At 74.0% G+C, this 24,442-nt stretch carries 20 protein-coding genes; 16 read left to right on the forward strand and 4 right to left on the reverse strand.

The features are described from left to right. The first annotated feature begins 169 nt into the window (after positions 1-169). Entirely contained in the window at positions 170-3,031 is a 2,862-nt protein-coding gene (locus tag OG715_RS00990) for a helix-turn-helix transcriptional regulator (protein ID WP_327063574.1), read from the forward strand. A gap of 80 nt (positions 3,032-3,111) precedes the next feature. On the opposite strand, the gene OG715_RS00995 is transcribed toward OG715_RS00990, so the two are convergent. Then, complete coding sequence (locus OG715_RS00995) at positions 3,112-3,489, reverse strand: DUF4190 domain-containing protein (RefSeq protein ID WP_327063575.1); 378 nt, start codon at positions 3,487-3,489, stop codon at positions 3,112-3,114. 137 nt (positions 3,490-3,626) lie between these two features. Here OG715_RS00995 and OG715_RS01000 point away from each other — a divergent pair, with 137 nt between their 5' ends. Beyond that, positions 3,627-4,877 (forward strand): sensor histidine kinase, encoded by a 1,251-nt coding sequence (locus tag OG715_RS01000; RefSeq protein WP_327063576.1) that lies wholly within the window; start codon positions 3,627-3,629, stop codon positions 4,875-4,877. Next, positions 4,874-5,587 carry a response regulator transcription factor gene (locus OG715_RS01005; protein ID WP_327063577.1) on the forward strand — a complete coding sequence of 238 codons (714 nt, stop codon included), beginning with the start codon at positions 4,874-4,876 and terminating at the stop codon, positions 5,585-5,587. The genes OG715_RS01000 and OG715_RS01005 overlap by 4 nt, the downstream gene beginning before the upstream one ends. 68 nt (positions 5,588-5,655) lie before the next feature. Here the strand turns inward: OG715_RS01005 and OG715_RS01010 are convergent, their stop codons facing one another. Then, the gene (locus OG715_RS01010; RefSeq protein ID WP_327063578.1) at positions 5,656-7,752 is read right to left on the reverse strand and encodes a glycosyltransferase family 4 protein; all 2,097 of its coding nucleotides are present in this window, start codon (positions 7,750-7,752) and stop codon (positions 5,656-5,658) included. 202 nt (positions 7,753-7,954) lie between these two features. Here OG715_RS01010 and OG715_RS01015 point away from each other — a divergent pair, with 202 nt between their 5' ends. Further along, the gene (locus OG715_RS01015; protein WP_327063579.1) at positions 7,955-9,304 is read left to right on the forward strand and encodes a glycosyltransferase; all 1,350 of its coding nucleotides are present in this window, start codon (positions 7,955-7,957) and stop codon (positions 9,302-9,304) included. A 950-nt stretch (positions 9,305-10,254) separates the two neighbouring features. After that, positions 10,255-10,602, forward strand: a complete 348-nt coding sequence (locus OG715_RS01020; RefSeq protein ID WP_327063580.1) for a MerR family transcriptional regulator — start codon at positions 10,255-10,257, stop codon at positions 10,600-10,602. Positions 10,603-10,742: 140 nt separating this feature from the next. On the opposite strand, the gene OG715_RS01025 is transcribed toward OG715_RS01020, so the two are convergent. Next, positions 10,743-12,104 (reverse strand): tetratricopeptide repeat protein, encoded by a 1,362-nt coding sequence (locus OG715_RS01025; RefSeq protein WP_327063581.1) that lies wholly within the window; start codon positions 12,102-12,104, stop codon positions 10,743-10,745. Between the two features lie 325 nt (positions 12,105-12,429). On the opposite strand from OG715_RS01025, the gene OG715_RS01030 reads away from it, so the two are divergent. The 10 genes from OG715_RS01030 (at position 12,430) to OG715_RS01075 (ending at position 22,557) form a co-directional block, all read left to right on the forward strand. Then, positions 12,430-13,464, forward strand: a complete 1,035-nt coding sequence (locus OG715_RS01030) for an acyltransferase domain-containing protein (RefSeq protein WP_327063582.1) — start codon at positions 12,430-12,432, stop codon at positions 13,462-13,464. After that, positions 13,461-15,350, forward strand: a complete 1,890-nt coding sequence (locus OG715_RS01035) for an acyl-CoA dehydrogenase family protein (protein ID WP_327063583.1) — start codon at positions 13,461-13,463, stop codon at positions 15,348-15,350. Before OG715_RS01030 ends, OG715_RS01035 begins: the two co-directional genes overlap by 4 nt. Positions 15,351-15,385: 35 nt before the next feature. Beyond that, on the forward strand, positions 15,386-16,387 hold the full coding sequence (locus OG715_RS01040; RefSeq protein WP_327064198.1) for a 3-oxoacyl-ACP synthase III family protein: 1,002 nt from the start codon (positions 15,386-15,388) through the stop codon (positions 16,385-16,387). 29 nt (positions 16,388-16,416) lie between these two features. Then, the gene (locus tag OG715_RS01045) at positions 16,417-17,256 is read left to right on the forward strand and encodes an SDR family NAD(P)-dependent oxidoreductase (RefSeq protein ID WP_327063584.1); all 840 of its coding nucleotides are present in this window, start codon (positions 16,417-16,419) and stop codon (positions 17,254-17,256) included. Continuing rightward, entirely contained in the window at positions 17,253-18,371 is a 1,119-nt protein-coding gene (locus OG715_RS01050) for a beta-ketoacyl-ACP synthase 3 (RefSeq protein ID WP_327063585.1), read from the forward strand. The genes OG715_RS01045 and OG715_RS01050 overlap by 4 nt, the downstream gene beginning before the upstream one ends. Next, positions 18,368-18,634, forward strand: coding sequence for an acyl carrier protein (locus tag OG715_RS01055; RefSeq protein WP_327063586.1), 267 nt, complete (start codon positions 18,368-18,370; stop codon positions 18,632-18,634). Before OG715_RS01050 ends, OG715_RS01055 begins: the two co-directional genes overlap by 4 nt. Continuing rightward, positions 18,631-19,875: a beta-ketoacyl-[acyl-carrier-protein] synthase family protein gene (locus OG715_RS01060; protein WP_327063587.1), complete on the forward strand. Its 1,245-nt coding sequence runs from the start codon at positions 18,631-18,633 to the stop codon at positions 19,873-19,875. The genes OG715_RS01055 and OG715_RS01060 overlap by 4 nt, the downstream gene beginning before the upstream one ends. A gap of 642 nt (positions 19,876-20,517) precedes the next feature. Continuing rightward, positions 20,518-21,375: a hypothetical protein gene (locus OG715_RS01065; RefSeq protein WP_327063588.1), complete on the forward strand. Its 858-nt coding sequence runs from the start codon at positions 20,518-20,520 to the stop codon at positions 21,373-21,375. A 5-nt stretch (positions 21,376-21,380) separates the two neighbouring features. Beyond that, on the forward strand, positions 21,381-22,004 hold the full coding sequence (locus OG715_RS01070) for a GNAT family N-acetyltransferase (protein ID WP_327063589.1): 624 nt from the start codon (positions 21,381-21,383) through the stop codon (positions 22,002-22,004). A gap of 145 nt (positions 22,005-22,149) precedes the next feature. Further along, complete coding sequence (locus OG715_RS01075) at positions 22,150-22,557, forward strand: bestrophin-like domain (RefSeq protein WP_327063590.1); 408 nt, start codon at positions 22,150-22,152, stop codon at positions 22,555-22,557. Here the strand turns inward: OG715_RS01075 and OG715_RS01080 are convergent, their stop codons facing one another. After that, positions 22,558-23,391 (reverse strand): SDR family NAD(P)-dependent oxidoreductase, encoded by an 834-nt coding sequence (locus tag OG715_RS01080; RefSeq protein WP_327063591.1) that lies wholly within the window; start codon positions 23,389-23,391, stop codon positions 22,558-22,560. It lies immediately after the preceding gene. A gap of 504 nt (positions 23,392-23,895) precedes the next feature. On the opposite strand from OG715_RS01080, the gene OG715_RS01085 reads away from it, so the two are divergent. Beyond that, positions 23,896-24,441 carry a hypothetical protein gene (locus OG715_RS01085; protein WP_327063592.1) on the forward strand — a complete coding sequence of 182 codons (546 nt, stop codon included), beginning with the start codon at positions 23,896-23,898 and terminating at the stop codon, positions 24,439-24,441. Position 24,442 lies beyond the last annotated feature (1 nt).

Consider the following 24,442-nt stretch of genomic DNA (forward strand, 5'->3'; position numbering starts at 1 on the left):
TGCCCGGCACGCCGCAGGAGGCCACCGGCACCCGCTTGCGCCTGTCGGCACGCGCACGGCCGGGTGCGCGCGCCCGGCACTCCCGCCCGGGGCGGACTACCGTGGAATCCGGCCGGCGGCGGCGATCCGTCCCGTCCCTGCCGGGCCACGACGGTGAGGAGAGCTGGGGATGGACGGCTTCCGCAGTGGAACGGACTCGCCCGGGATCCGGGGATGCGCCTTCGCGGGCCGCGAACGCGAGCTGAGGGCGCTGCTGGAGTCGGCGTCGGCGGCACGTCCGGCCGTGGTACTTGTGGAGGGCGAGGCGGGGATCGGCAAGTCCCGGCTGGTCGCGGAGGCGTCGCAGGTACTGCGCACGCGGGGCCTGCGGGTGCTGGCGGGCGGGTGCCATCCGTTGCGGGAGCCGCTGGCGTACGGGCCGGTGATCGACGCGCTGCGCCGGATCGGGCCGTGGCTGCCCCCGGTGGAGGAGCTGGAGGCCTCCGCCGGGGCACTCGCGCCGCTGCTGCCGGACCTGGCCGCCGCCCTGCCCGCGCCGCCGCCGGTGCCACCGGGCTCCTCCGGGTCCGGCGTGCAGCGGTTCCGGATGGCCGCCGGGGTGCGGACGCTGCTGGCGGCGGTCGCGCCGGCGGTACTGGTGGTCGAGGACCTGCACTGGGCCGACGAGGCGACCCGGGAACTGCTGCTCCTGCTGGCGCGCGACCTGCCGGCCGATGCGGCGCTGGTGCTCACCTACCGGGCGGAGGACCTGCGGGGCGGCGGGCCCGTCCTCGGTGCCGCGTTCCGCCGTTCGCCGGGCACGGGCGGGGCCGAGATCCGGCTCGCCCCGCTCGCCGAGGCGGAACTGCGGGCCATGGCCCGCGACGTGCTCGGCGACGAGCCGGCGCCGGCCCTGGTGCGGGCCCTGCTGGAGCGCAGCGGGGGTCTGCCGCTGGTGATCGAGGAGGACCTGATCACCCTCGCGGGCACGCCGCACGGCACGGATCTCACGGCGCTGCGGGTGCCCCGGAGCCTGCGCGAGGTCCTGGCCGAACGCAGGTCACGGCTCGGACCGGAAGCGACGGCCCTGGTGGACGCCGCGGCCGTACTGGCGGTCCCCGCCGGGCAGGCGCGGCTCGCCGAATCGGCCGGCCTGGACGAGGAACGGGGCGAGGCGGCTCTGCTGGAGGCGCTCGGCGCCGCCGTGCTGCGGCAGACCGGCCCGGACAGCTACGGATTCGCGCACGTCCTGGCCCAGGAGGCGGTCTACGACGCCCTCCCGGGGCCGGTCCGCCGACGCGCGCACCGCAGGGTCCTGGACGTGCTGCTGGCCCAGGACCCGCTCCCGCTCGTGCAGATCGCCCACCACACCCGTGCCACGGGCGACCGGAAGGCCTGGCTGCCCCGCGCCCAGGCGGCCGCCGACCGGGCCACCGCGCTCGGCGACCACGGGACCGCCGCCACCCTGCTCGACGAGATCCTCGAACAGCCCGACCTCACCCCCGACCAGCTGACCGGCGCGGCCCGGGCGATGGCCCTGGCCGCGCATTTCCGTACCGACCACACCGCCACCCTCGCGGTGCTGCGCCGGCTCATGCTGCTGCCGGGTCTGCCCACCCCGGTCCGGGGCGAGATCAGATCGGCCCTCGGCACGGTGCTGATCTACCAGAGCGGCGACCAGTCGGCCGAGGAGGAGATGGTGACGGCCCTGCGCGAGGTGGAGGGGGAGAACCCCGTGCACACGGCCAGGCTGCTGGGCCTGCTGGGCATGTCGAGAACCGGCCGCTTCTCCCTCGCCGAGCAACGGGCCATGGTCGAGCGCGGATTCGGCCTGGCCATCACCGCGGAGGATCCCTACGCCCAGGTCATGCTCCACCTCGCCGGGTTCATCCAGCAGTGTGTGGTCGCCGATCCCGCCGTGGCCGAGGTACTGGCCGCACTGCCGCGCGAGGCCGAGGACGTGCAGCTCCTCCAGGCCACGGCGATCTTCCTCAGCGCAGCCGTCCTGGGCAGTCTCGCCGTCGGGAACGACCGGCGGGCAGCAGCGGCCTGCGCCGAGGCGAAGGCCCTGGTCCCGCGCACCCACATGCAGACGCTGGACGTGCATCTGGACGCCGCCCGGGTGGTGCTCGACTGGCTGGCCGGGCACTGGGACCAGGCCGAGCAGGGCCTCCAGGAGTTTCGCGACCGCCATCCGGACCGCCCGCTGGCCTCGGGCGGGCTGCTGGCCACCGTCGGCGGCCTCACCGCCGCGGCGCGCGGCCTCACCGCCCAGGCTGCCGCCGCCCTCGGGCAGGTCCTTGCCCGTGAGGGCCTGCACCTGGAGTCGCTGGGTGCCGCGGCCGGGCGGGCCCGGCTGCACCTGGCCCGCGACGACCCGCGGGCCGCCTGGGACACACTGACCGACCCGCTCGACTTCCTCGCGTTCCTCGACCGCAAGGAGGCCTGGAATCACGCCTGGGACCTGGTGCCCACCGCCGTCGAGACCCTGCTCGCCCTCGACCGCACCGACGAGGCCCGCGACCTGACCGCACGCCACGCCACCGCGATCGAGGGCCGCGACGCACCCGGCGCCGTCGCCGAACACCACCACTGCCGCGGGCTCCTGCTGACCGCCACCGACCCGGCCGCCGCGACGGCCGCCTTCGACCTCGCCGCCGCCCGGTGGACCGACATCGGCCGCCCCCACCGCGCGGCCCTCGCCGCCGAACGCGCCGCCCGCACCCGCACCGACCCCGACGAAGCCGTCGCACTCCTGGCCGGACCGATCGCCGCCTTCGAACAGCTCGGCGCCACCTCCGACGCCGCCCGCTGCCACCGCCTGCTGCGCGAACACGGCCGACAGGCCCCCAACCGCCGTGGGCGCGCCGGCTACGGCGACCGACTCTCCCCCCGCGAGGAGCAGATTCGCGACCTCCTGGCCACCGGCGCCACCAACAAGGACATCGCCACCGCCCTCTTCCTCTCCACCCGCACCGTCGAGAACCACGTCGCCCGCGTCCTCACCAAACTCCGCACCACCCGCGCCGACCTCACCGACGGAGCGACCTGAACGGACCACGCGCGGCCGTCGTGGGCGGACAGCCCCGGTCTCCCCTTCGATCCTCGGCCTCGCCGTGCACCGGTGGCCCGTCAGTTTCCGGTGAGGTGCTGCTGGACGCACTGCCGGTACTGCCGCAAGGAGTCGGGCTGGTAGCAGTCCTGCGTCCTGTCGGCGTACCAGAGGAGGAGGACGGCGGCCAGGACGGACACCACGATCGCGAGGGCCGACGTCACCACACCGGCGACGGCCCTCCCCCGGCCGACACCGGTCCGCCCGGCCGTCACCAGGCCCGCGATGCCCAGGGCCAGGCCGACGACGCCGATCAGACCGCCGACGAAGACGATCGACGTACTCAGGCCGATCACGCCCAGCACCACGGCGGCGCCGGCCGGGCCGTTCCTCCGGGGCCGGTCGGCCTGGGCGAAGGCGGTGTGCCGCATCGGCGTCTCTGTCTCTTGGGTGTTCATCAAGTGTCCTCCGGTCAAGTGCTCGGGACACGATCCTGGCGTCCGGGGCCCCGCCCCACATCGCGGGAAGGCGGGAGGGGACGCTCCCCCGATCGGGGGAGGTCACCGGATCGGGCCCCGGCCATACTGGGACGATCATGCTCAAGGGACTTCGGCCGCTGCTGCGCGGCTCCACGTATTCGGGAATGCTGTTCGCCTATTGCGGGGCGTTGGCGAGCCTTCCGCTGCTGCCTTTCGCGCTGCCGCCCGTGCTGCTGTGGCCGTCCGCCCCCTACGGGGTGCGGGCCGCCCTGGTCCTCCTGGTCTGGGCGGCACTGACCGGTGCGGTGGGGCTGGTTCCCGTCACCCGGCGGGCGCTGATCGCGCTCGCCCGCCACCTGCTGCGGGTGCCGCTCCCCGACCCCACCACCGCGCGACGGACCGCGGGTGCCCGCGGCACCGACCGCCGGCGGACATCGCTCTGGCTGCTCCTGCACATGGCCCTGGGGTGGGCGGGATCCCTGGTGACCGGGGTGCTCGTCCTGCTGGGGCTGACCCTGCCGGGCAACTGGCTCGGCGCCGAGACGGACCTGAGCCTGTCCGGCCGGACGGTGCGGCTGGACGGCGGCTGGCAGAGCTGGGTGGTGGCACTCGGCTGCCTCCTCCTGGCGGCGGCCGTGTGCGCGGTGGTGACGGGCGCCCTGCGGTGGCTGGCGCCCCGGCTGCTGGGCCCCTCGCCGGCCGAGCAGCTCGCGCTGGCGGCGGAGCGGGAGCAGTCGCTTGCCGAACGCAACCGGCTGGCCCACGAGTTGCACGACTCCATCGGGCACACGCTGACCGCGACCACGATCCAGGCCGCGGTGGCGGGCGAGATGTTCGGTGCCGATCCGGCGGCGGCGAGGGCCGCGCTGCGCAGCATCGAGGAGTCCTCGCGGGCCGCGCTGGAGGATCTGGACCACGTCCTGGGCGTGCTGCGCGACCAGCGGGCGGAGACCGCTCCGTCCCGGACCCTGGCCGACCTTCCCGAGCTGCTCGACCGGTTGCGGCACACGGGCGCGGTGCTGGAGCCGGAGCTCTCGGGCGACCTGGCGCAGGTGCGGGGGACGCTCTCCCGGGCGGCGTACCGGATCCTGCAGGAGGGGCTGACGAACGCGCTGCGGCACGGGGCGGGCGGCCCGATCGAGGTCCGCGTGGCGGCCACGCCGGAGGGCCTGGAGCTCAGCGTGGTCAACAGGACCGGAACCGCCACCGGCCCGCGTACCGGCACCGGGGCCTTCCCCACCTCGGGGCACGGTCTGCCGGGCCTCGCCGAGCGTGTGCGGCTACTGCACGGCGAGTTCGAGTCCGGCCCGCACGGGCCGCGGCACTGGAGGCTGGCGGTCCGGCTGCCGGTCGGGGTGTCGGCGTGACGGGCTCCGACGCGAGCGCGGCCAACCCGGCGGGCGCTCCTGTCACCGTCCTGATCGCGGACGACGACGCGGTGACCCGCAGCGGTCTGCGCACTCTGCTCTCGGTGCAGCCGGGCATCGCGGTGATCGGGGAGGCCGCCGACGGGGTCGAGGCGGTCGAGGAGGCGCGGCGACTGCGGCCCGACGTGGTCCTGATGGACGTGCGGATGCCCCGCCGCAACGGGATCGAGGCCACCCGGCAGCTCCTTTCCGGCTCGGTGGATGCGGCCGGATCGGCCGGTCCGCCGAAGGTCGTGGTGATCACCACCTTCGAGAACGACGACTACGTCACCGCCGCGCTCGGCGCCGGGGCCAGCGGGTTCGTCCTCAAGCGGCTGCCGGTCCGGCAGATCGCCGAGGCGGTGCGCGTGGTCGCGGCAGGAGAGGCGGTCCTCTTCCCCGCCGCACTGGGCCGGATGGTCACCGCCCGACCGCTGCGCGGCGCCGAGGCCTTGCCGAAGGCGGCGCTGACGGTCCGGGAGGAGGAGGTGCTGCGGCTGATGGCCACCGGGCTGTCCAACCCGGAGATCGCACAGTCCCTCGCGGTGAGCCTGGAGACGGTGAAGACCCACGTCGGGAACGTGCTGACCAAGCTCGGCGCGCAGAACCGGACCCACGCGGTGGTGATCGCCTACGAATCGGGCCTGGTGGTGCCCGGGTTCACCGGCTGACGGCCCTGGCCGGCCCGGCCGGGCCCGCTCCGGCCACCACGACTTCCGCTGCTTCTCCCCGTGACATCTCAGCCGCCGCCTTCCCGGTCGGTACCGGTCCGGTCCCGGCGCGGGCGCCCCGTCCGGCACGTGTTCCGGTAGGCCTCGGCCAGGGACGCGGCCATGGCGTCGATGCCGAAGCGCTCGCGGACCGTCGCCGACCCGGCCGCCGCCATCGCCGCGAGTTCGGGTGCGGGGGTGAGGACGAGAGAGCGCAGGCCGTCGGCGAGCTTCCCCACCGACCGGGTGTCCAGCAGCCGACCGTTGACGCCGTCGCGCAGGTAGTGGGCGGCGCCGCCGCGCTGCGGGGCGGCCACCGGAAGGCCGGCCTCCATGGCCTCGAGTACGGCGAGCCCGAACTCCTCCTTCACGCTGGGACACACGTACACCACGGATCCCGGTCCGCCCCGCGCCAGCACCCTCTCCAACAGCCGGACATGCCGGTTGGACAGCGCGGACCACAGGGCCGCTCGCCGTCGTGCGACCGGGTCCGCGGCGAGGAGTTCGGCGACCCTGGTGCGGACCGCCGCCTCGACGCCGGTCGGATCGGTGGGTGAACCCCCCACCAGCAGCAGGGTCGTGCGGTGGTGCAGACCGGCCAGCAACCAGGCCCGCACGAGCTGTTCCTGCTGTTTGACGGGGTGGAGCCGTCCCACGCACAGCAGCAACGGGAGTCCACGATCGGTGGCCTCCAGGCCGTCGGCGTTGCCACCGCCTCCGAACAGGCGGGCCAGCAGGCTGCGACCGGTCGCGGCGTCGTCAGGAGCGGCCCGGAACGGCGCGATGCCCTCGGGCTGGAGATGGACCGACCGCTTCTCCAACTGCGGGAAGTGTTCGCAGAGTTCCTCCGTACCGTGCCGCCCCGGCATGGCGACCAGCAGGTCGGCGCGGGCCACGAGGCGGTCGGCGACGAAGATCCGGTGCATGTCCAGGCGCAGCGCGCGGCTTTCGTCGCCGGTCTGCTCCGCGGGCAGGCCGGCGTGCCGTTCGTCCATCGTCCGGTGCGGGTCGGGGGTGACCGTGAAGGCGAGTTTGGCGCCGGACCTGCGGGTGGCCTGGGCGACGGCGAGCGAGGCGTCGTCGGCGAACCTGACGTGCGTGATGTCCGGTCGGGCTCCGGGGAGTTCGAAGACGCGGGCCGTCCACCAGGCCAGGGCGGCCCGGTGTGCGGCCGCGTTCTGCGGATCGAGTGCTTCCGGCGGGTCCAGGGGCAGCCGAACCAGCAGGTGCGCCGGACTCAGTCGTACTACCAGCTCTGCGCGTCGTGTGTCCGCGGGCCGGGCGGTGGTCAGGGTGAGGACCCGTGCGGCGCGGGCGCGGGTCGTCAGGGCTTCGCCCAGTGCGGTCAGGAGCACGCTCATGCCACCGCTGAGCCCGGCGCCGGGCTCCTCCAGGCGACCCAGCAGCATCGACTGCGCGACCACCGGACCTGCCTCGAACGGCTCGCTCAGCGGGTCGCACGCCGTCCTGAACCGTTCTCCCGCCGGCGCCCCGGGGTCGGCCCGCTCGTAGCACGCGGAAAGGAGCAGCCGCTCGTAGGCGTCCAGTGCCGTGTCCGGATCCGGCAGCACGAGGTCTCCACCCGGTACTCCCGACAGGTAGCGCCAGAGCGCGTGCCTCTCGGGCCGCCCGGTGGGCCGCAGTCCGACGGCTTCCGCCGCGGAGAGGGGCCCCAGGCTGTTGGCGTCCGCCACATCCAGCAGGAAGGCGGTTTCGGCGGGGCCGGGAGTCGCGAGCAGCCGCCGGCGGATCTCGGCGGTCGCGCTCGGCCCGCCGTCGGGATCGGCGCTGCGTTCCCATGCCTCGGCGAGAGCGATCCGTTCCCACGGTTCCAGGTCGGCGGACGCGCCCGCGGCGGCCAGCACCCAGGTCGCCATCGCGCGTTCGCGCCGGGCCAGCTGCCGAAGCCGCGCCGCGCGGCGGTCCTGGCGCGACAGGAGCGGATCCGGATGGACCCGGGCGCCGCCGTACTCGGCCTGTGCCAGGCGTCCGAGCAGATCACCAGCGGTGACGGCGCCCACGTCCTGGGCCCAGTGGATTCTCCGCCATGCGGCCAGAGCACCGGTGCCCGCGGCACCGGTCCGCGGCGCTGCCGCAGCCGGGGCAGGCGTGACGTGGTGTGTCATCGGTCTTCCTCCCGTGCCGTCGAACGGTCACGGACATGTTCGGAGACAGGTGACGAAGTGGATTGGACCTGACGTGTCCGCTCCCGGTGCGGCCGTACCTGCGCGGCGCGGGCGCGGCAGCCCGCATCCGCCTGTGGCTGTCTCCGGGCACCTGGCATCATCGGAAGCCTCACGCGAACCGACCGCCCCGACGGAGAACACCATGGCCAGTGTCGTCGTGATCAGCCCGCCCTTCCAGTCCCACGCCCGGCCGCTCGCCACGCTCGGAGCCGCACTGGCCCGGCACGGCGCCCACGTCGACTTCGCCTGTACCGAGGGGTTCGCCGACCTCGCGACCCGACACGGCCTCCGCTTCGCCGAGCTCGCCGTCACCCGCAACGCCAACCACGGCATCGCCGAAACCACCCGCCAGGGCCGCGCCGAGGCGCAGCGCCTGCGCGAATTCCTCGACGCCACCCGGCTCGGCCCGGCCGAGACCCTGCTCACCCAGGCCCGCCATCGCGCCGACGACATGCTGGCCGACCCCGAACGCGTCCTGCACGACCTCGCCGTCCTCGACGCGCGGCTGCGCCCCGACTGGTACCTCGTCGACCAGCTCTCCTACGCCGCGACCCTGGCCCTGCACTGCCTCGGCCTGCCCTACGCAACGTTCTGCCCCGGCCACCCGAGCTATGTGCCGGTCTCCCCCGGCGCCTACTTCGGCCTGCCCTACGCGTGGCCCGACAGCCTTCGGCCGTCCCTCGCCGAGCTCGACAGGCTGCGCGCGGCGGTCGCGGCCAATGACACCGCGTTCACCGCCTCCTTCAAGGCGGTCGCCCGCCGCCACGCTCCCGGGAGACCCGCACCGGACCGGGCGTTCGCGCTTTGCTCACCGCACGCGGTCGTCTTCAACTATCCCCGTCTGCCCTGGCTTCCGCCCGCCCCGAGCGGCCCCGAGGCCCTGTACGCCGGCCACCTGCTGCCGCGCGGCGCCCCCGAGCCGCTGCCGGCGGCCTGGCGGGCGGTGCTCACCCGCTTGACGGCCGGCGGTCGCCCCGTGGCGCTCCTCGCCCTGGGCACGTTCCTGTCCGCCCGCCACGACGTCCTGACGACCGCCGCGGCCGGAATCCTCCGCCACACCCCGGCCTCCGTGATCGTGGCCGCCGGGAGTCGCGTCGCCGACGTCACGGGCCACCCGCTGCTGCGCGACGCGCCGCCCGAACGACTGCACGTGGCACCGGCCGTCCCGCAGCGGGAACTGCTTCCGCACGCCGCCGTCATGGTCCACCACGGAGGCAACAACTCCTTCACCGAGTGCCTGCACGCCGGCGTGCCCGCACTCGTGCTGCCCTTCTCCAGCGACCAGTTCGCCATCGCCCATGACGCCGAGCGCGCCGCCGTCGGTCATTGCCTCGCCCCGAACACACTCACTCCGGAATCCGCCGGCTCCGCGGTCGCGGGCCTGCTCGCCGGAGGCGCCGTCGGCACCGCCGAACTCAGCGAGCGCATTCGCCCCCGCGGCCCCGAGTGGACCGCGGCCGCACTCCTGGCAGAGATGCCCGCCCGCCGCTGAACCACCCTGTCTCGTCATGCGGTGGAGGAGCAGCATCGGCCGGCACCGTGTCGCAGCCGGAGGGCATGCCGCTGGTCGCCCACCGCGACGGCGAGGTGTTCGTGCTGCGCCTGGACCTGCCGGGCATAGACCCGCCGCTTCTCCCGCCAGGTGTTCCTCGGTGCGCAGGGCGGCCTGCTCGGCGGAGCGGGCCGGCAGCCGGCGCGGGCCCGTTCGTCGCGGTCGCGCACCGCCGCCCCGCCTCGCGCGGGGCGCAGAGTACCTCCCCGACCGACACCGGAAAATCTGTGCCCGCCGGAGTAGACATTGCCGCGCACCGCGGTTAGTGTTTCTCTCGTAGACAGCAGTCCAGCGGTACCCGCCAGACATGAACTGGCGGGCAGCAGTACGGAAGTGCGCAGGTCGGCACGGTTGCAGGGTCCTGAAGCCAGGGATGGTGCAGTAAGGCGACAGGACCGGTGGCCGGGCCTGGCGGCCCGCAGGAATCAGGGGCCGCCGACCAGAGGTACCGGCAGTCGCAGTACGCGGTATCCCAGTAAAGGCGCCCAGGCTGCGGGCGCGCGTGCTGGGAGTCCGGCAGCGGGGTTCCGAGCCGAGCAGGTCCAGCGGGACGGGCGACGGGACCGGCTGCCGGAGCCAGGTGGTTGGAAGTACCCGCAGTTTGCAGTAACCGGCCAGTACAGAGGATGAACGGAGGGGACGCAGCGCCATCAGGATCGCCCGGCCCGTGAAGCAGTCACCCGGGCGGACTCCGTGGACCCCAAGGCAAGGACGGTGGTTTCCGGTCACGCATACGCGATCCCCGCACTCCCCCTCCCCCGGGGCGGTGCGGACACAAGGAACCCGGCCCAAGGGCCGGTAGATGGTGTAAAACCCTTCGGGGCCCCGGGAGCCGCTACGGCCCCGGGGCCCCTCAGCGCGTCCCCGACACGACAACAAGAAGAGGTGCAGTGACCACGGCAACCATTCGACCGCACACCCCCGACTCCCTCGACGACGACGACTACCCCGCCTACACCATGGGCCGCGCCGCCGCGATGACCGCCACCACCCCCGGCTTCCTGCGCACCCTCGGCGACCAGGGACTCATCACACCCCTGCGCTCCGAAGGCGGACACCGCCGCTACTCCCGCTACCAACTACGGATCGCCATGCGCGCCCGCGACCTCGTCGACCAGGGCACCCCCATCGACGCCGCCTGCCGCATCATCATCCTCGAAGACCAACTCGAAGAAGCCCTGCGCATCAACGAACAACTCCGCCACAACACCGGACAACAACCCACCACCGACACCTGACCCACACACCAGACCGACCGGACCGGCCCACGGCGAACGACACGCGCTCACGACAGGCCGCCCGGACACGAGCGCCGACCACCGGCCACCGGCCACCGGCCACCGAGCAGCCCGTGCGCGGTCCCGTACCGTGCGACGCCTCAGCGGGGACCGAGGGCGCCGGCGCGTCGGAGGAGGTGGTGCGCGGCCGGCCGTCGGGAGTGGGGAAGCAGGAGCCCGGGTATCCGTGCCCTGGCCGCGCGGGCACGCCGGGAGGTCAGCATCGGGTAGAGGTCGAGGAACTCGTGCCAGGTGGCGCAGGCGGCTTCGACCCGCCCGGCGGCGAGCTGGCGTTCGGCCAGCTTGCTCAGGACGACGGCACGGGAGCGGAACTCGGTCCGCGACCTGCGGGCGGCGGACGTCTCGAAGAACTCGATCGCCCTGGCCGGATCGCCGAGTTCGGCCTCGACGAGGGCACGTTGGTGGTCCCACGAAGCCCGGTGGTAGTCGCCGACCGGCGGCGGCGGGCCGGTCACGTCCGCCAGGAGGTCACGGGCGCCGCCGATGTGGCGCAGTGCGGCCCTCCGATCGCCGACCGCGGCTTCGGACAGGGCGAGCTGCCCCAGGACGGAGGCCCGGAGGCGCGGTGCCGAGGAACTGATGCGGCAGTCGGCGGCGGCCTGCGCCAGTCTCAGGCTCTGCCGCCGATGGCCGAGTTCGTAGGCCTGGGCGGCCATGATCCGCAGCGTCATCGCCTGGGTGGCCGTGTCGCCGGCGAGGCGGGCCAGGTCGAGGGCGAGGTGGTAGTACCGGGCGGCGAGGCCGTTGAGGTCGTCGTCGGCATGCATGAAGGCGCACAGGTAGCACAGCCGGGCGGTGGCTCCGAGGATTCCGGCGCGCCGGACCGGCGGCGCGGACGCGGAGAGCATGTGCGCCGCCGTGGTCGCGAGGAACACGGCCAGCGCGATGCGGGCCCGGCCGCCGCCGTGGGCCCGGTCGATCGTGGAGAAGACGGGAAGCAACAGCTCCAGCATGTCCGGCTGTGCCGGGGGCCCCGCGTCTCCCACGGCCACGGCCGGACCGATGAGGTCCCCGAGCAGGACCGGCAGCGGACCCGGCGGCACGGTGACGCCCCCGCCGATGGACGGCGCCCGGTACGGGAGGAGGTACCCGTGGCGGTCGGGTGCGGCGGCCGCGGAGGCGAGCTCCACGAGCGCTGCCGGGAGTTCCGGCGGCGGGACGGCCGGTGACGGGAGGGCCGGCCGCGAGTCTCCGAAGCCGGCGTCGTCCAGGGTGACGGGCCGTCGCAGTCGACGGCTGAGGGCCGAGCAGACGAGGTGGGTGACGGGCTTGCGGGGGACGACGCCGGTGAGCCACTGGTGCACCGAGGCGCGCCCGTAGGACAGGGCGCACCCGGACTCCGTGCCGATCCGGTTGACGGCCCGGGCCAGTTGTTCTCCGGTCCACTCGGCTTCGCCGAGCAGTTCGCGAAGGCGGGTGTTCGGCACACGATGGACGGCCATGGCTCTCCTGCCGGGTCTTCGACGCCGTGCCGACGGATGCCCGACCCGACCTCCGAGGCACGCGGTCGTGCTCCGCACTCTCCGCCATCCTAGCCGCCTGCGCCATTTCGACGGGCGCCCTTCTCCTCTTCAACTCTGCTGATTCCAGTGGAAATTGACACCTCGGAACAATTGACGCGCCGATCGCCGGGAAGGCCTCGCGAGTTCGGTCGCAGACTCGACCATCAAGGACGACGGAACGTTTCTTCGAACCCAGCTCAGGGCGGAGGCGGGATCCATGATGTCCGGCCCACAGAGTCCCACGACCATCGGAAGTGCCGTACACATGTTCCCGGGCCAGGGGGATTTCGGCCTGACGGCACTGCTTCGTACACTCCCCCGCACCCGGTCGCTGGCGACCGCGGTCAACGAAGTCTTCGAGGAGGCCGACGCCGTAGCCCCCGAATTCGATGTGCCGCCGATCGGCCCCCGCCTGGCCGGCAGCTCACCGCTCAGCGTCGGCGAACTGGCCGCAGACCCACCCGGAACCGTACAGCTCGCGCTGTTCGGTGTGTCGCTGGCGGTGCACCGGGCACTCGAAGCCGACGGCTGCCGGGCGCAGCGCCTGCTGGCGGTCAGCTTCGGCGAGATCCCCGCGCTGACCGCGGCCGGGTGCTGCTCGACCGCCGACGGGGCCCGCCTGGCATGCCGGCTCGGCCAGGTGCTCACCGGCCGCGGCGGCGGCATGACGCTGCTGGGCACGGGGCCGGCCGCAGCCGCCCGACTGATCGCCGCGGCAGGGCCGGGCGCCGGCGCCGTGGTGGTGGCCTGTGTCAACCACAGCGGGGAGACGGTGCTCTCCGGCCCCCTGGACGGGCTCTCCGTCCTCGAACACTCGGCGACGGCGCGCGGCATACCGACGCGACGGCTGCGGCTGCCGTTCATGAGCCACCATCCGGCGCTCACCCGCGAGGCCCGAGCGTTCGCGGACTTCGCCGGGCGGCTGCGCCTGACTCCCCCGCGCCGACCGGTCTACTCGGTGGTGAGCGGCCGGTTCCACCACCCGGACACCGATCTGCCGGAAGCGCTGTCCGCCTGTCTGATCAGGCCCTTCGACCTGCCCGCCGTACTCGGCGCAGGCCTGACGGACGCCTCGCTGATCGTCGAGGCGGGCACCGGCAGCACCTTGACGAACAGCGTGCGGCGGATCGATCCGTACCGGGAAGCGCTGGCCCCGATCGCCGACGGCCGATGGCCGACCGGCCCACCGGCGCCGCTCCCCTCCCCCCGTCCCGGCCCGTCCCCCACCGCACCGGACACGGGTGCGTCGCACCACAGCCCGACCGCGACGACCGCTACGACCGTGCGGAGGCACACATGAGCGCCGGACGATCGGCCGACGACCGGGCCCGGGCGATCGACGTCCTGACGCGCCTCTCGGGACTGCTCCCGCCCCGGCGGGCCACGGAGTTCGGGCAGCTCCTCGCGGACCACCGGGCAGGACACGAAGCCCTGCGCACCGACATCGGCGCGCACCGGCGGCTGGCGCGCCTGGCGGCATCACTGCCACCTGCCGCCGAGGTGGTCGCCGACCCGGCCCTTCTGGCCGCTCTCAGCGAGGCGACGGCACTGGCCGACCCCTCGCTCTACCAGACCTTCCTGTCCCACTACGTCCTGTGTGTCGGCTCGCTCGTCCTCCTCGGCGACGAAGCCGCGGACGGGCGCGGCGCGCTCGCCCACGCCCGCACCAAGGGCTCCTTCATGGTCACCGAGATCGGCGAGGCCGGCAGCCACCTGGAGATCCGCACCGAGGCCCGGTTCGACCCGGTCCACCGCGAGTTCACGCTGCACACCCCGGACCGTCGGGCCGCGAAGTTCTCCTCCGTCGCGGCGTTCGGCCTGCCGCAACAGGCGGTGGTCTGCGCACGGTTGCTGGCCGGCTCCCAGGACGGGGGCGTGTTCTCCTTCCTCGTCGACATCACCGGAGCGGACGGCCGCCCGGTGCCGGGCGTGTCCGTTTCCGACCCGATAGCGGTCGACGCGCTCCCCCTGCCCTACGGCCTCGTCCGCTTCCACGGTGCCCGCGTCCCGTACGGCCGGTGGCTGGCGGACGGCGCCGCGATCGACCCCGCGGGCGTACTGCACGACCCCCTGTGCAGTCCCGACGCCCGGCTCCGGCGAACCCTGAGCTGTGGTCAGGGGCTCTGGGCCACCCTGCCGTCGGCGATGGCGGCCCTGTCGGGCCGCAGTGCGGCGATGGCCTGGCGGTTCAACACGGGCCGCCGGTCGAACGGACGTCTGGCGCCCGGGAGGCCGCTCCTGGAGTACCGCACCCAGCAGCACGCCGTCGTCGGAGCACTGGCAGCGGCCCACTCGCTGCGCCGCACCGCCCGGGCCGCCCTCTCCACGTGGGCGGACCTGCGCGCCTCGGGGACCGCCGCCGGGCCGGACCCGGCGATGGCCTTCTCCCCCTGGGCCGCGGTCGACCGGTCGCTCGCCCTCCACAAAGCGCACAGCACCCGGACCGCTGCCGAAGTCATCGGCTCCCTGCAGCACCGCTGCGGGGTGTCGGGCCACTTCGACCGCAACCGGCTCCCGGGCTACCTCGGGTTCGCCCGAGCCTTCGACAACGCCGGCGGGGACAACACCCTCATCCTCCTGGACGCCGGCCGCGCCCTCGCCGAGGAAGCCGAGGAACGGGCCCGCTCGGGTCCGCCGCCGACCGCCCCGGGCGCACTCCCGACCGACCCGACCGACCCGGAATGGTGGCCCGCGGTCGTCACCGCCCTGCAGGACCGCCTCGCCACCGGCCTCGCCGCGGCACGGTCCTCCCGCGCCGGGGCGGGCCACCGCGACCTGGAGCTGTGGAACCCGCTGCTGGAGGATGCCCTGGAACTGGGGGACGTCCAGGCCCGCCGGCTCGCGGCCGAGGCCGCGGCGGGAGGCAAGGACACGGACGGGCGCGACCGGCCGGTTCCGCAGGCGGACGACCTCGCCGCGCTCGACGGCCTCCGCCAGGCCCGACGCCTGGCCGGCCCCCTGCTGGCCGCCGGCGTGCTCACACCCTCCACCGTCCGCGGCCTGCCCGCGGCCATGGACGCCCTGTGCGACCGGCTGCACCAGGCCCTGCCGGACATCGTGGCCGCCCTCGACCCCGGGGCCGCCGTCGCCCGGACCCCCTTGGACGGGCCCGACTGCACGGCCGCACTCCTCACCGCCCACGGCGACGCCCCCGACGCCGACGAACGCACCTGGAGCACCTCGTGAACCGGAGCGGATCCCCCGGCATCGGCGTCCTCGGCATGGGCACGCACCTGCCCGCCACGGTGCGCGGCAACCACGAGGTCGGCCCGCCCGCCGGTGTCTCGGCCACCTGGATCACCGAACGCACCGGCGTGACCGAACGGCACCGGGCCGCACCCCACGAGGCCGCCTCGGACCTGGCGGCAGCCGCCGTACTGGCCGCCTGCGAAGCCGCCGGAGTCGCGCCGGACCGGCTCGACCTCGTCGTCGCGGCCACCTCCACACCGGACGAGCTCGGACCGGCCACCGCCTGCCGCGTCCAGGCCCTGACCGGCGCCACCAACGCCGTCGCCCTCGACGTCAGCGCGGCCTGCTCCGGCTGGCTGTTCGCCGCCAAGGTCGCGCACGCCTGGCTGGCCACGACGCCCGGCGCCCGGCACGCGGCGGTCGTCGGCGTCGAGGCCTACTCGAAGTTCGTCGACCCCACCCACCGCGGCACCGCCGTCCTGTTCGCCGACGGCGCCGCCGCGGCGGTCCTGGGCCCCGTCGAAGGGGACGGCGGCTTCCACGACTTCCACCTCGGCTCGGACGGCCGCGGCGCGCACCACGTGCTCATCCCCGCCGGCGGCAGCCGGATACCCGCCGGGACGGCGAGCCTGGACGCGGGGCTGCACCACATCCACATGGACGGCCGCGCCGTACGCGACTTCATCACCGAGATCTTCCCCCGCCTGGTGGAGCATGCCCTCACCCACCACGGCCTCGGCCTCGACGACGTCGACGCCTTCATCACCCACCAGCCCAATCCAGTGCTCCTGCGCGCCGTCGCGGACCGGATCGGCATCCCGGCCGAACGCCTGCACATCACCGGGGACCTCACGGGCAACATCGGCGCGGCCTCCGCCCCGTTCGCACTCGCCGACGCCGCCGCCCGGGGGCTGCTGGCCGACCGGGCGCGCGTGCTCGTCTGCGTCTTCGGCGCCGGCCTGACCTGGGGCAGCACCCTGCTCACCTGGACGGGGGCACGCTCCCTGCGCGCCCCCGCCCGAAGCGCCGACTGACACCCCGCCGGAAACCGGAGGAAACCCCCATGACCGTCCTCGACCACTTCCGCCTCGACGGCCGCCGCGCGCTGGTGACCGGCGCCTCCCGCGGCATCGGCCGGGCCGTGGCCGTCGCACTCGCCCAGGCCGGCGCCCGACTGGCCCTCTCCGCCCGCACCGCGCCCGCGCTGAAGCACACCACCGACCAGGTGCTCCGGTACGGGGCGTCCCCGGTCCTGGTGCCCGGCGATCTCTCCGACACCGGCCGGGCCGTCCTCGTCGACCTCGCCGCCGAGGCCCTGGGCGGCCTCGACATCGTCGTCCACAACGCCGGCGTCCTGCCCACCAACCCCGACGGAAGCACGCTCCTCGCACCGCTGCAGCACCTCCCCCAGGCCGCCTGGGACGAAGTCGTCTCGGTCAACCTCAACGCCACCGCGGCGATCTGCCGCCACGCCCACCCGTACCTGGAGCGGTCCGACGGCGCCAGCCTGGTGCTGATGTCCTCCGTCGCAGGTCTGGTCGGCACACCCATGATGGAGGCGTACGCCGCGACCAAGGCCGCCCAGGTCTCCCTCGCCCGCAGTCTCGCCGCCGGCTGGGCCCGCAGCGGCATCCGGGTCAACGCCCTCTGTCCCGGCTGGGTCCGCACCGACATGACGGCCGCCGTGCACAGCGACGCCGCGCTCAGCGACTGGCTGCTGGCCCACGTTCCCCTGGGGCGCTGGGCCGAACCGGAGGAGGTCGCCGCAGCGGCGCTGTTCCTGGCCTCGCCCGCGTCCGCCTTCCTCACCGGGCAGGCGATCGCCCTGGACGGCGGCCTCTCGGTCCCCGACGGCGGACTCGCGGGCACCCCCAAGCCGCCCTCCCCGTTCGCCGCGCCATGACCTCCCCGTCCTCCGCCCCCGGCGACCGCGCCAGGGCGGTGATCGCCGGCATCGGCTCCTGCCTCCCGCCCCTGGCGGTGACCAACACCCAGGTCATCGCCCGCGGCAACCTGGACACCACCGATGCGTGGATCACCGGCCGCACCGGCATCCACCGCCGGCGGCTGGCCGGGCCCGCCATCAGTACCGGAGACCTGGCCACGGCCGCCGCCCGCGCGGCGATCGACTCCGCCGGCTCCGCCGTCCCACGACCGGACCTGCTGCTGCTGGCCACCACCACGCCGGACCGGCCCTGCCCCGCCACCGCACCGGAGGTCGCCCACCGGCTCGGTCTCGGAACGGTCCCCGCGTTCGACCTCGCGGCCGTCTGCTCGGGCTTCCTCTACGGCCTGGTCACGGCCTCCGCCCTGCTCCGCAGCGGGACCTGCCGGGCACCCCTGGTGGTCGCCGCCGAGAAGTACTCGACGATCGTCGACCCCTTCGACCGCGACACCGCGCCGCTGTTCGGCGACGCCGCCGCCGCGGTGGCGCTCCGTCTCGGGGACGCCGACGAGCCCGGGGCCGTGCTGGAGACCGACTGGGGAAGCGACGGCGGTGGAAGCGACCTGATCACCGTCGCCGCGGGCGGCTCGCGGCTGCCCACCACCGGCATCGACACCGGCATCGACACCGGCACCCCCGGGCACGGCGACCGCTGCTTCCGGATGCGCGGACGCCAGGTCTACGCCCACGCCGTACGCCGCATGACCTCCTCCTCCGAGGCCGTGCTCGCCACCACCGGCTGGCGGCCCGAGGAGCTCCGGGCCTTCATCGGTCACCAGGCCAATCAGCGGATCCTGGACGCCGTCGCCGACCGCCTCGGCGTCCCGCCGCGGCACCGCCTGGGCAACATCCGCGACGTCGGCAACACCGCGGGCGCCTCCGTACCGCTCGCCCTCGCGGACGCCGCCGCCCGGCACGCCTGCGCCCCGGGCGCCCGCACCCTGCTCACCGCCTTCGGCGGCGGCCTCACCTGGGCGTCCGCGACCCTGCTGTGGCCGGACGCACCCGTGCGGACGGCCGCCCCCGAACCCCGCCCGCCGCTCCACGACCATCAGGAGGTCAGCCCACCGTGAACCCCGTCCGCGAACACCTGGTCACCCTGCTCACCGAGAAGTTCGAGGCACCGCCCGGCTCGATCCACGACGATGCCGCCCTCGGGGACCTCGACCTCGACTCCCTCGCCCGGGTCGAACTGGTCTTCAGCCTCCAGGACCACTGGGGTGTGCCCCTGGACGACGACCGCGACTCCACCGCCGAGGTGACGGTGGGCCGACTCGTCGACCGCATCGAGACCCTGCTCGCGCGGTCCGCCCAAGAGCCCGACCGATCCGAATGAGCACGGACCACCCACCGCTCGCCGTCACCGGGATCGGCCTGGTCACCCCGGCCGGCCACGGAGCCGGGCCGACCTGGCACGGTGTCCTGGGAGCCGTCGGCACAGCCGCCCCCGACCCGGCGCTCACCGGCCTGCCCGTCGTACTGTCCTGCCGGGTCCCCGAGAACTCCGCGACGCAGGCCGGAGAACGCCGCTCCTGGCAGTTGGACCGCGCCACCCGCTTCGCCCTCGCCGCAGCCCGGGAAGCCGTCGCGGACGCGGGCCTCGATCCCGCACGCTGGGACGGCGCACGGGTCGCGGTGGTCCTCGGCTCCGCGGCCGGAGGCGTGGGCAGTTACGAGCACGCGGCGGAGCGCCTGCTCACCCTGGGCCCCGCAGCCGTGTCCCCCACAGCGCTTCCAGCCTTCCTGCCGAACATGGCCGCGGGCCGGCTCGCCATCGAATTCGGCACGACGGGCCCGGTGATGCACACCGCCACCGCCTGCGCCTCCGGGGCCACCGCCATCCACACCGCGGCCCTGCTGCTCCGCACCGGAGCCTGCGACATCGCCCTGGCCGGCGGCACCGACGCCATGATCACTCCGGTCTGCGTCTCCGGGTTCGCCAGGATGAAGGCCCTTTCCCGCAACACCGATCCCACCCGGGCCTCCCGTCCGTTCGACGCGGACCGCGACGGCTTCGTCATCGGCGAGGGGGCGGGCTTCCTCGTCCTGGAACGCCTGACGGACGCGGCCTCGCGTCGGGCCGCCCCCAGGGCTCTGCTGGTCGGCGCCGGGACGGCCGCCGACGCCTTCCACCCGGTCGCACCGCACCCGGACGCCCGCGGTCTCGAACAGGCCACCCGACTGGCCCTCGCCGAGGCCGGGGCCGGCCTCGGCGACGTCGACCACATCAACGCCCACGGCACCAGCACCCCGCTCAACGACTCCGCGGAGGCCCGCCTGATCCACCGGCTCTTCGCCCGGCGCCCCCCGTCGGTCACCTCCGCCAAGGGCGTGCTCGGCCATACGATGGGCGCGGCCGGCGCCATCGAGGCAGCCCTGACGGTTCTCTCCGTGCAACACCGGCTCGTGCCCGGAACAGCGGGGTTCGCCCTCCCCGACCGGGACACCGGCGGGATCGACCTGGTCCTCGACGGCCCCCGCCGCCAACGCCTCCGGCTCGCGCTGAGCACCTCGGCCGGATTCGGCGGCCACAACACCGCCCTCGCCTTCGCCCCCGCCGGCCCGTCCCCGGACTGACCGCACCGGCCGGTGTCGCCGGCGTTCGCCACACCCTTTCCCGTCGACGGCACCGCTGTGCCCGGCCTGCGCCGCACCACATCCTGACTCCGGTCGGCGCCACTGGCCCTTCCGCGGTACCGCCGGACGGCGACCGGTTTCGAATTCTCCCAGAGGCCAGAGGTAGGACCTGTGGGTGCCGAAGTCGCAACCCAGGACGGCGCAGCCCGGGCGGCCCCCGGCGAATTCCCGCCGAGCCCCAGGCACAGGTACCGGCCCGGACGACACACGGTGTCTACGCCGGACGGCGGCCGAGGGCCACGACAGCGACCTGTACGGCTGAGATCCGGAGGACGGTCGCCGAAGCCGACGCTTCCGAGCCGCACAACCGCAGGCCACGGGGAACCGGCCAGGGGATCGACCGGGGACAACCCCTGGTCCCGGTCGGGACCGCAACGGGCACTGTCGGAGGCACAGGAACCGAACGCCTTGAGGGGAATCCCTTCCATGGAACGTGAGCTGTCGCCGGGCCACGCAATCGACGAGAACGTACGGGGCACCAGGTGCCGGCCCTGTCCGCCGACCGCAGTGGACACCCCCGAGGCGGAAGGCGCTTCCGGGGACCTGTTCCGCCACTCCGGTGAGGGGCGCCCCTCGCGGCACGTGCCCAGCGCCCAGTCGGAAACACCTCAACCCCCGGTCATCACCCTGCCCTCCGACGGACGGCCGAACCGGCGGAGCGCCGAGTACGACCAGTACTTCCGTCTGTGCCGCGCGGAACAGGAGCTGTCCCGCGACACCGGCGACTGTCTGTCCGTCCAGGACGCCGTCCTGTCCGACCTCCCCGCCAGCGACCTCGACGGTCGCGAGCGGGCAGACCTGTTGGCCGGGCTCGCGCTGCTCAACCGCCGGCTGCTCCGGGAGTGGCTCACCCGGGCACCGGGCCTCGCCGGGAACCGACCTCCCGCGTCGCAACCGGCCCAGCCCGCTCCGGCAGACAGCACCACGGCCCTGTACCGCTGGAAACTGGGGCACCAACTCTTCCACCTGCACCTGCGCGCGATGAACGACACCCTGATCCAGGCGACCGACGCAGCCCGGGAAAGTCGCTGGCCCCAGCTGTCCGGCCTGCTCCAGGAACTTCGCGTCCTCTACGACGCGGCGACTGCGGCCATGAGCTACAGCGCGGCCCTGCACCCCGACGCCTATCAGGGCGAGGTCCGCCCGACGATGGAGCCTCCGTTCCTCAGCCCGGGCTTCTCCGGTCTGTTCAACCAGGAACACAGGCAGACGGTCCGGCTGCTGCGACGCCTGCGGACTACGCTGGAGGACCGGCTCGACGATGCCGACTGCGGCCTGCCCGACCACGTCCGGTCGCTGATCGGGGAACTCGCCGCAGCGCAAGCCCGCAACCACGCGAACCACGTCCAGATCTGTCACCGCTTCGTACCGGAGGGTGCCTCCCTGCTGCGCCGGCACCTGGAGGCACGTCGTGACGGCTGCCCCGGCAGGGAGGGCTGACGCGGATGACCGAACCCGACCGCCGGACGGCCGTACGGATCCGGGAGGCCCGGGCTTCGGAGGGCGACGCTGTCGCAGGTCTCGTCGCCGCAGCGTTCGCCGATCTGCCTCTGCACCACTGGCTCGTCCCCGATCCCGACGGGCGCGCCAGCGTCTTCCACCGCTGGTTCCGGCTGATCCTGGACCACGCTCTGGCACACGGGTCCGTCGAGGTCACGGACGACCTCTCGGCCGCCGCGGCCTGGCTGCCCGGCGAGGCTCCTCCTCTGCTCCTGTCCGACACCCTGCTCGAATGGTGCTGCGGGCCCTGGTGGGAACGGTTCCGCGCGTTCCAGCAGGGCCTGGACCGGCTCTCGCCACCGCCCGGCGAACACACCCGTCTGGAGCTGCTCGCGGTTCGCCCGGCGCGGCAGGGCCAAGGACTCGGCCGGATGCTGATGGCACGCCGCCTGGCCACCGCGCACGCCCGGCCGATCCACCTGGAGGCGCCCACCCAGGCTGCCCACCGCTTCTACCTGCGCCACGGGTTCACCGACAACGGCACACCCCTCACGATCCCCGGCAGCGGCACCAGGCTGTTCCCCCTTGTGTCAGCCACGGCTCGCGCTCCGCTCACCGCCGAGCTCTGATCCCCGGCACGACCCGACCGGATACGCTCACGCGGCGGCGCGCCGCCGGGCGCCGGGGGCAAGCCGGCGGCAGAGCCCCAGCGGGCCCCGAGCTGACGGCGAGTGACACCTCTTCCGGACCGGAGCACAGGTCGCGCATCCAGAAATGAGCACTCGGGTCGGGCCCACCCTGGACAGGTTGCAGGCAATCGTGGCCGAGCTCCCGTCGAAGAACGCCGACGCCGGCCCCGCCGTCACGCAGGCCGACAACGACCTGCACACCGCCCTGGGGCAGGTGTACCAGCAGCGCCGGGTCCGGATCGCGGACACCACGAAGGGAATCCCGACGGTCCTCATCAGGGGCCTGATCGGAACGGCAGTACTGGCGCTGCTGTTCCCGGTCCTGATGGGCTGGCCGCCCGGGTGGCGCTACGTGGCAGGTCTCGGTCTCCTCGCCGCGGCCATGGGCTTCGGCGTGTGGATGGTCCTGCAACTCAACATGCCCTACGGCAACGGGGTCCGGGTCGAGCCCACCGCTTTCCTGGACGCGCTCGTCCGGTACCGGTCCCTGTAGTCACCGGGACCGGGTGCCCGGGTCGGGCTCCCTGGCCAGGGCGTCGGCGGGGCCGTACGGCATCACCCGGAGCCGACGGTCCCCGCCGCCCATGACCTGCCCCAGGGAGCGCTCGGTGTCGTCCTCGGCGCGCAGGAACCGCGCGGACAGTGCGTCCAGTTCACCCCGCGCGATCTTGAGGACCATGTCACCCACCTTCTCCGGCGAGGTCCACCGCTCGCGGTCCCCGTGCATGGGCATGCTCGCGGTCATGTCGGTGCGCACCACCCCCGGACTGACGTCGAAAGAGTGCACGCCGTGGTCCGAGGCGTAGGCGTCGAGGCACTCCGACATCTTCAGCAGGGCGGTCTTGGCGGCGCAGTACGCGGAGTACGCCGGGCGTCCGACGACGGCGGCGTTGCTGTTCAGATGAATCACGCGGCCGCACCTCCGACTGATCATGTGGGGGACGACGTAACGGTCGAGCAGGTAGGGCCCGTACAGGTTGGTCTGCAGCACCCGGAGCCAGGCGGCGGGATCGGTCTCCCAGAGCGGAACCTCACTCGGATCGATGATCCCGGCGTTGTTCACCAAGAGGTCGATCTGGCCGAACTCCGACACCACATCGGCCACAGCACACCGCACGGCGACCTCGTCGGCGATGTCCATGGGGTGCACCCGCGTCTCCGCGCCGTGGCCCCGGCAGGCAGCGGCGGTCGTGGCGCACGATCGCGCGCTCCGGGCGACGAGCACCAGTTTCGCCCCCTCCTCGGCCAGCCTGAGACTGAGGTGGGCTCCTATGCCTCGGCTCGCACCGGTGACGACGGCAACTTGTCCTGCCAGGGAGGTGACCATGGAAACTCCTCGGAGTAGCGGTCGGTGCCAACCCCTGCCGTCCGTCCTCCTTCGAGGCCCCGAGCATCGGGTGTCTCGAAATGCCCGACCCGGGAACTGTTACGGCTTCGGCTGAGCGGTGTGCTTCCACACTTCACAGCCGGACGCCGCCGCGCCCCGGGTGTTTCCCCTGGCCCGGCCCCGCGGACGTCCGTGGAGGGGCGTCCTGACCGGCCGGGCCGCCCGGCGCCGGGAGCCGTCGCGGGTTCACCAGAGCGTCCGTACTCGTACGGGCGCAGGCCGGCTCCCGGCGGCCGCGACGGCCCTCGGGGACACACCAGGGACTTTCCCCGGGGCGCTCCTGCGGCCACGCCCGTAAGAATGACCGCACGGGCCCCGGTAATCGGACACTTCCCCGTGCATCACCCTCACCTGGGCTCCGGCCTCCCTCGCGCCTTCGCCGAGGATCGCACGACCGGTTGCCCCCCAGCGCCGTGTCGGCCGCCGACAGAAAGCAGGACCATCATGCGCAAGTCACTGACCGCCGCCGTCTCCGCCACTGCCATCGCCCTCGCTGTTCCGGCGATCACGAGCACCCAGACCGCCTCTGCCGCGCCGGACTCCCTGGTGAGTGTGGTGTGCACCGGAAGCGACACGACAAACTACAGTCCGGGGCTGCGAACCACCTCGCAGACCGTGAGTACCTACGGCACCGACGAGGGCCACGGGTGCACCGGTCTCGGGCGGATCTCGGGACTGACCTCCTTCAGCGCCTCGTTCACCGGCCAGTACACCGCTTCCTGCCTCTCCCCGATCCAGTCCGGCAGCGGCACCGAGACACTGACCTGGAACGACGGCTCGACGTCCACCTGGCAATGGTCCTCCAGCGTCGCCACCAACTCGGCCGGCCAGCTCGTCGGCACCTACAACGGCCCCATCACGAGTGGTGCCTACGCCGGAACGAACCTCAACAACACAGACGTCGAGCCCAACACCAACGTCGCCGCCTGCACGGCGGCCCCCGGTCTGACCCAGACGACCGGTACCGCCACCTGGACCTTCACCTCCTGAG

Origin of the sequence: Kitasatospora purpeofusca (assembly GCF_036010405.1) — a bacterium.
GTDB classification, from domain to species: Bacteria; Actinomycetota; Actinomycetes; order Streptomycetales; family Streptomycetaceae; genus Kitasatospora; species Kitasatospora purpeofusca.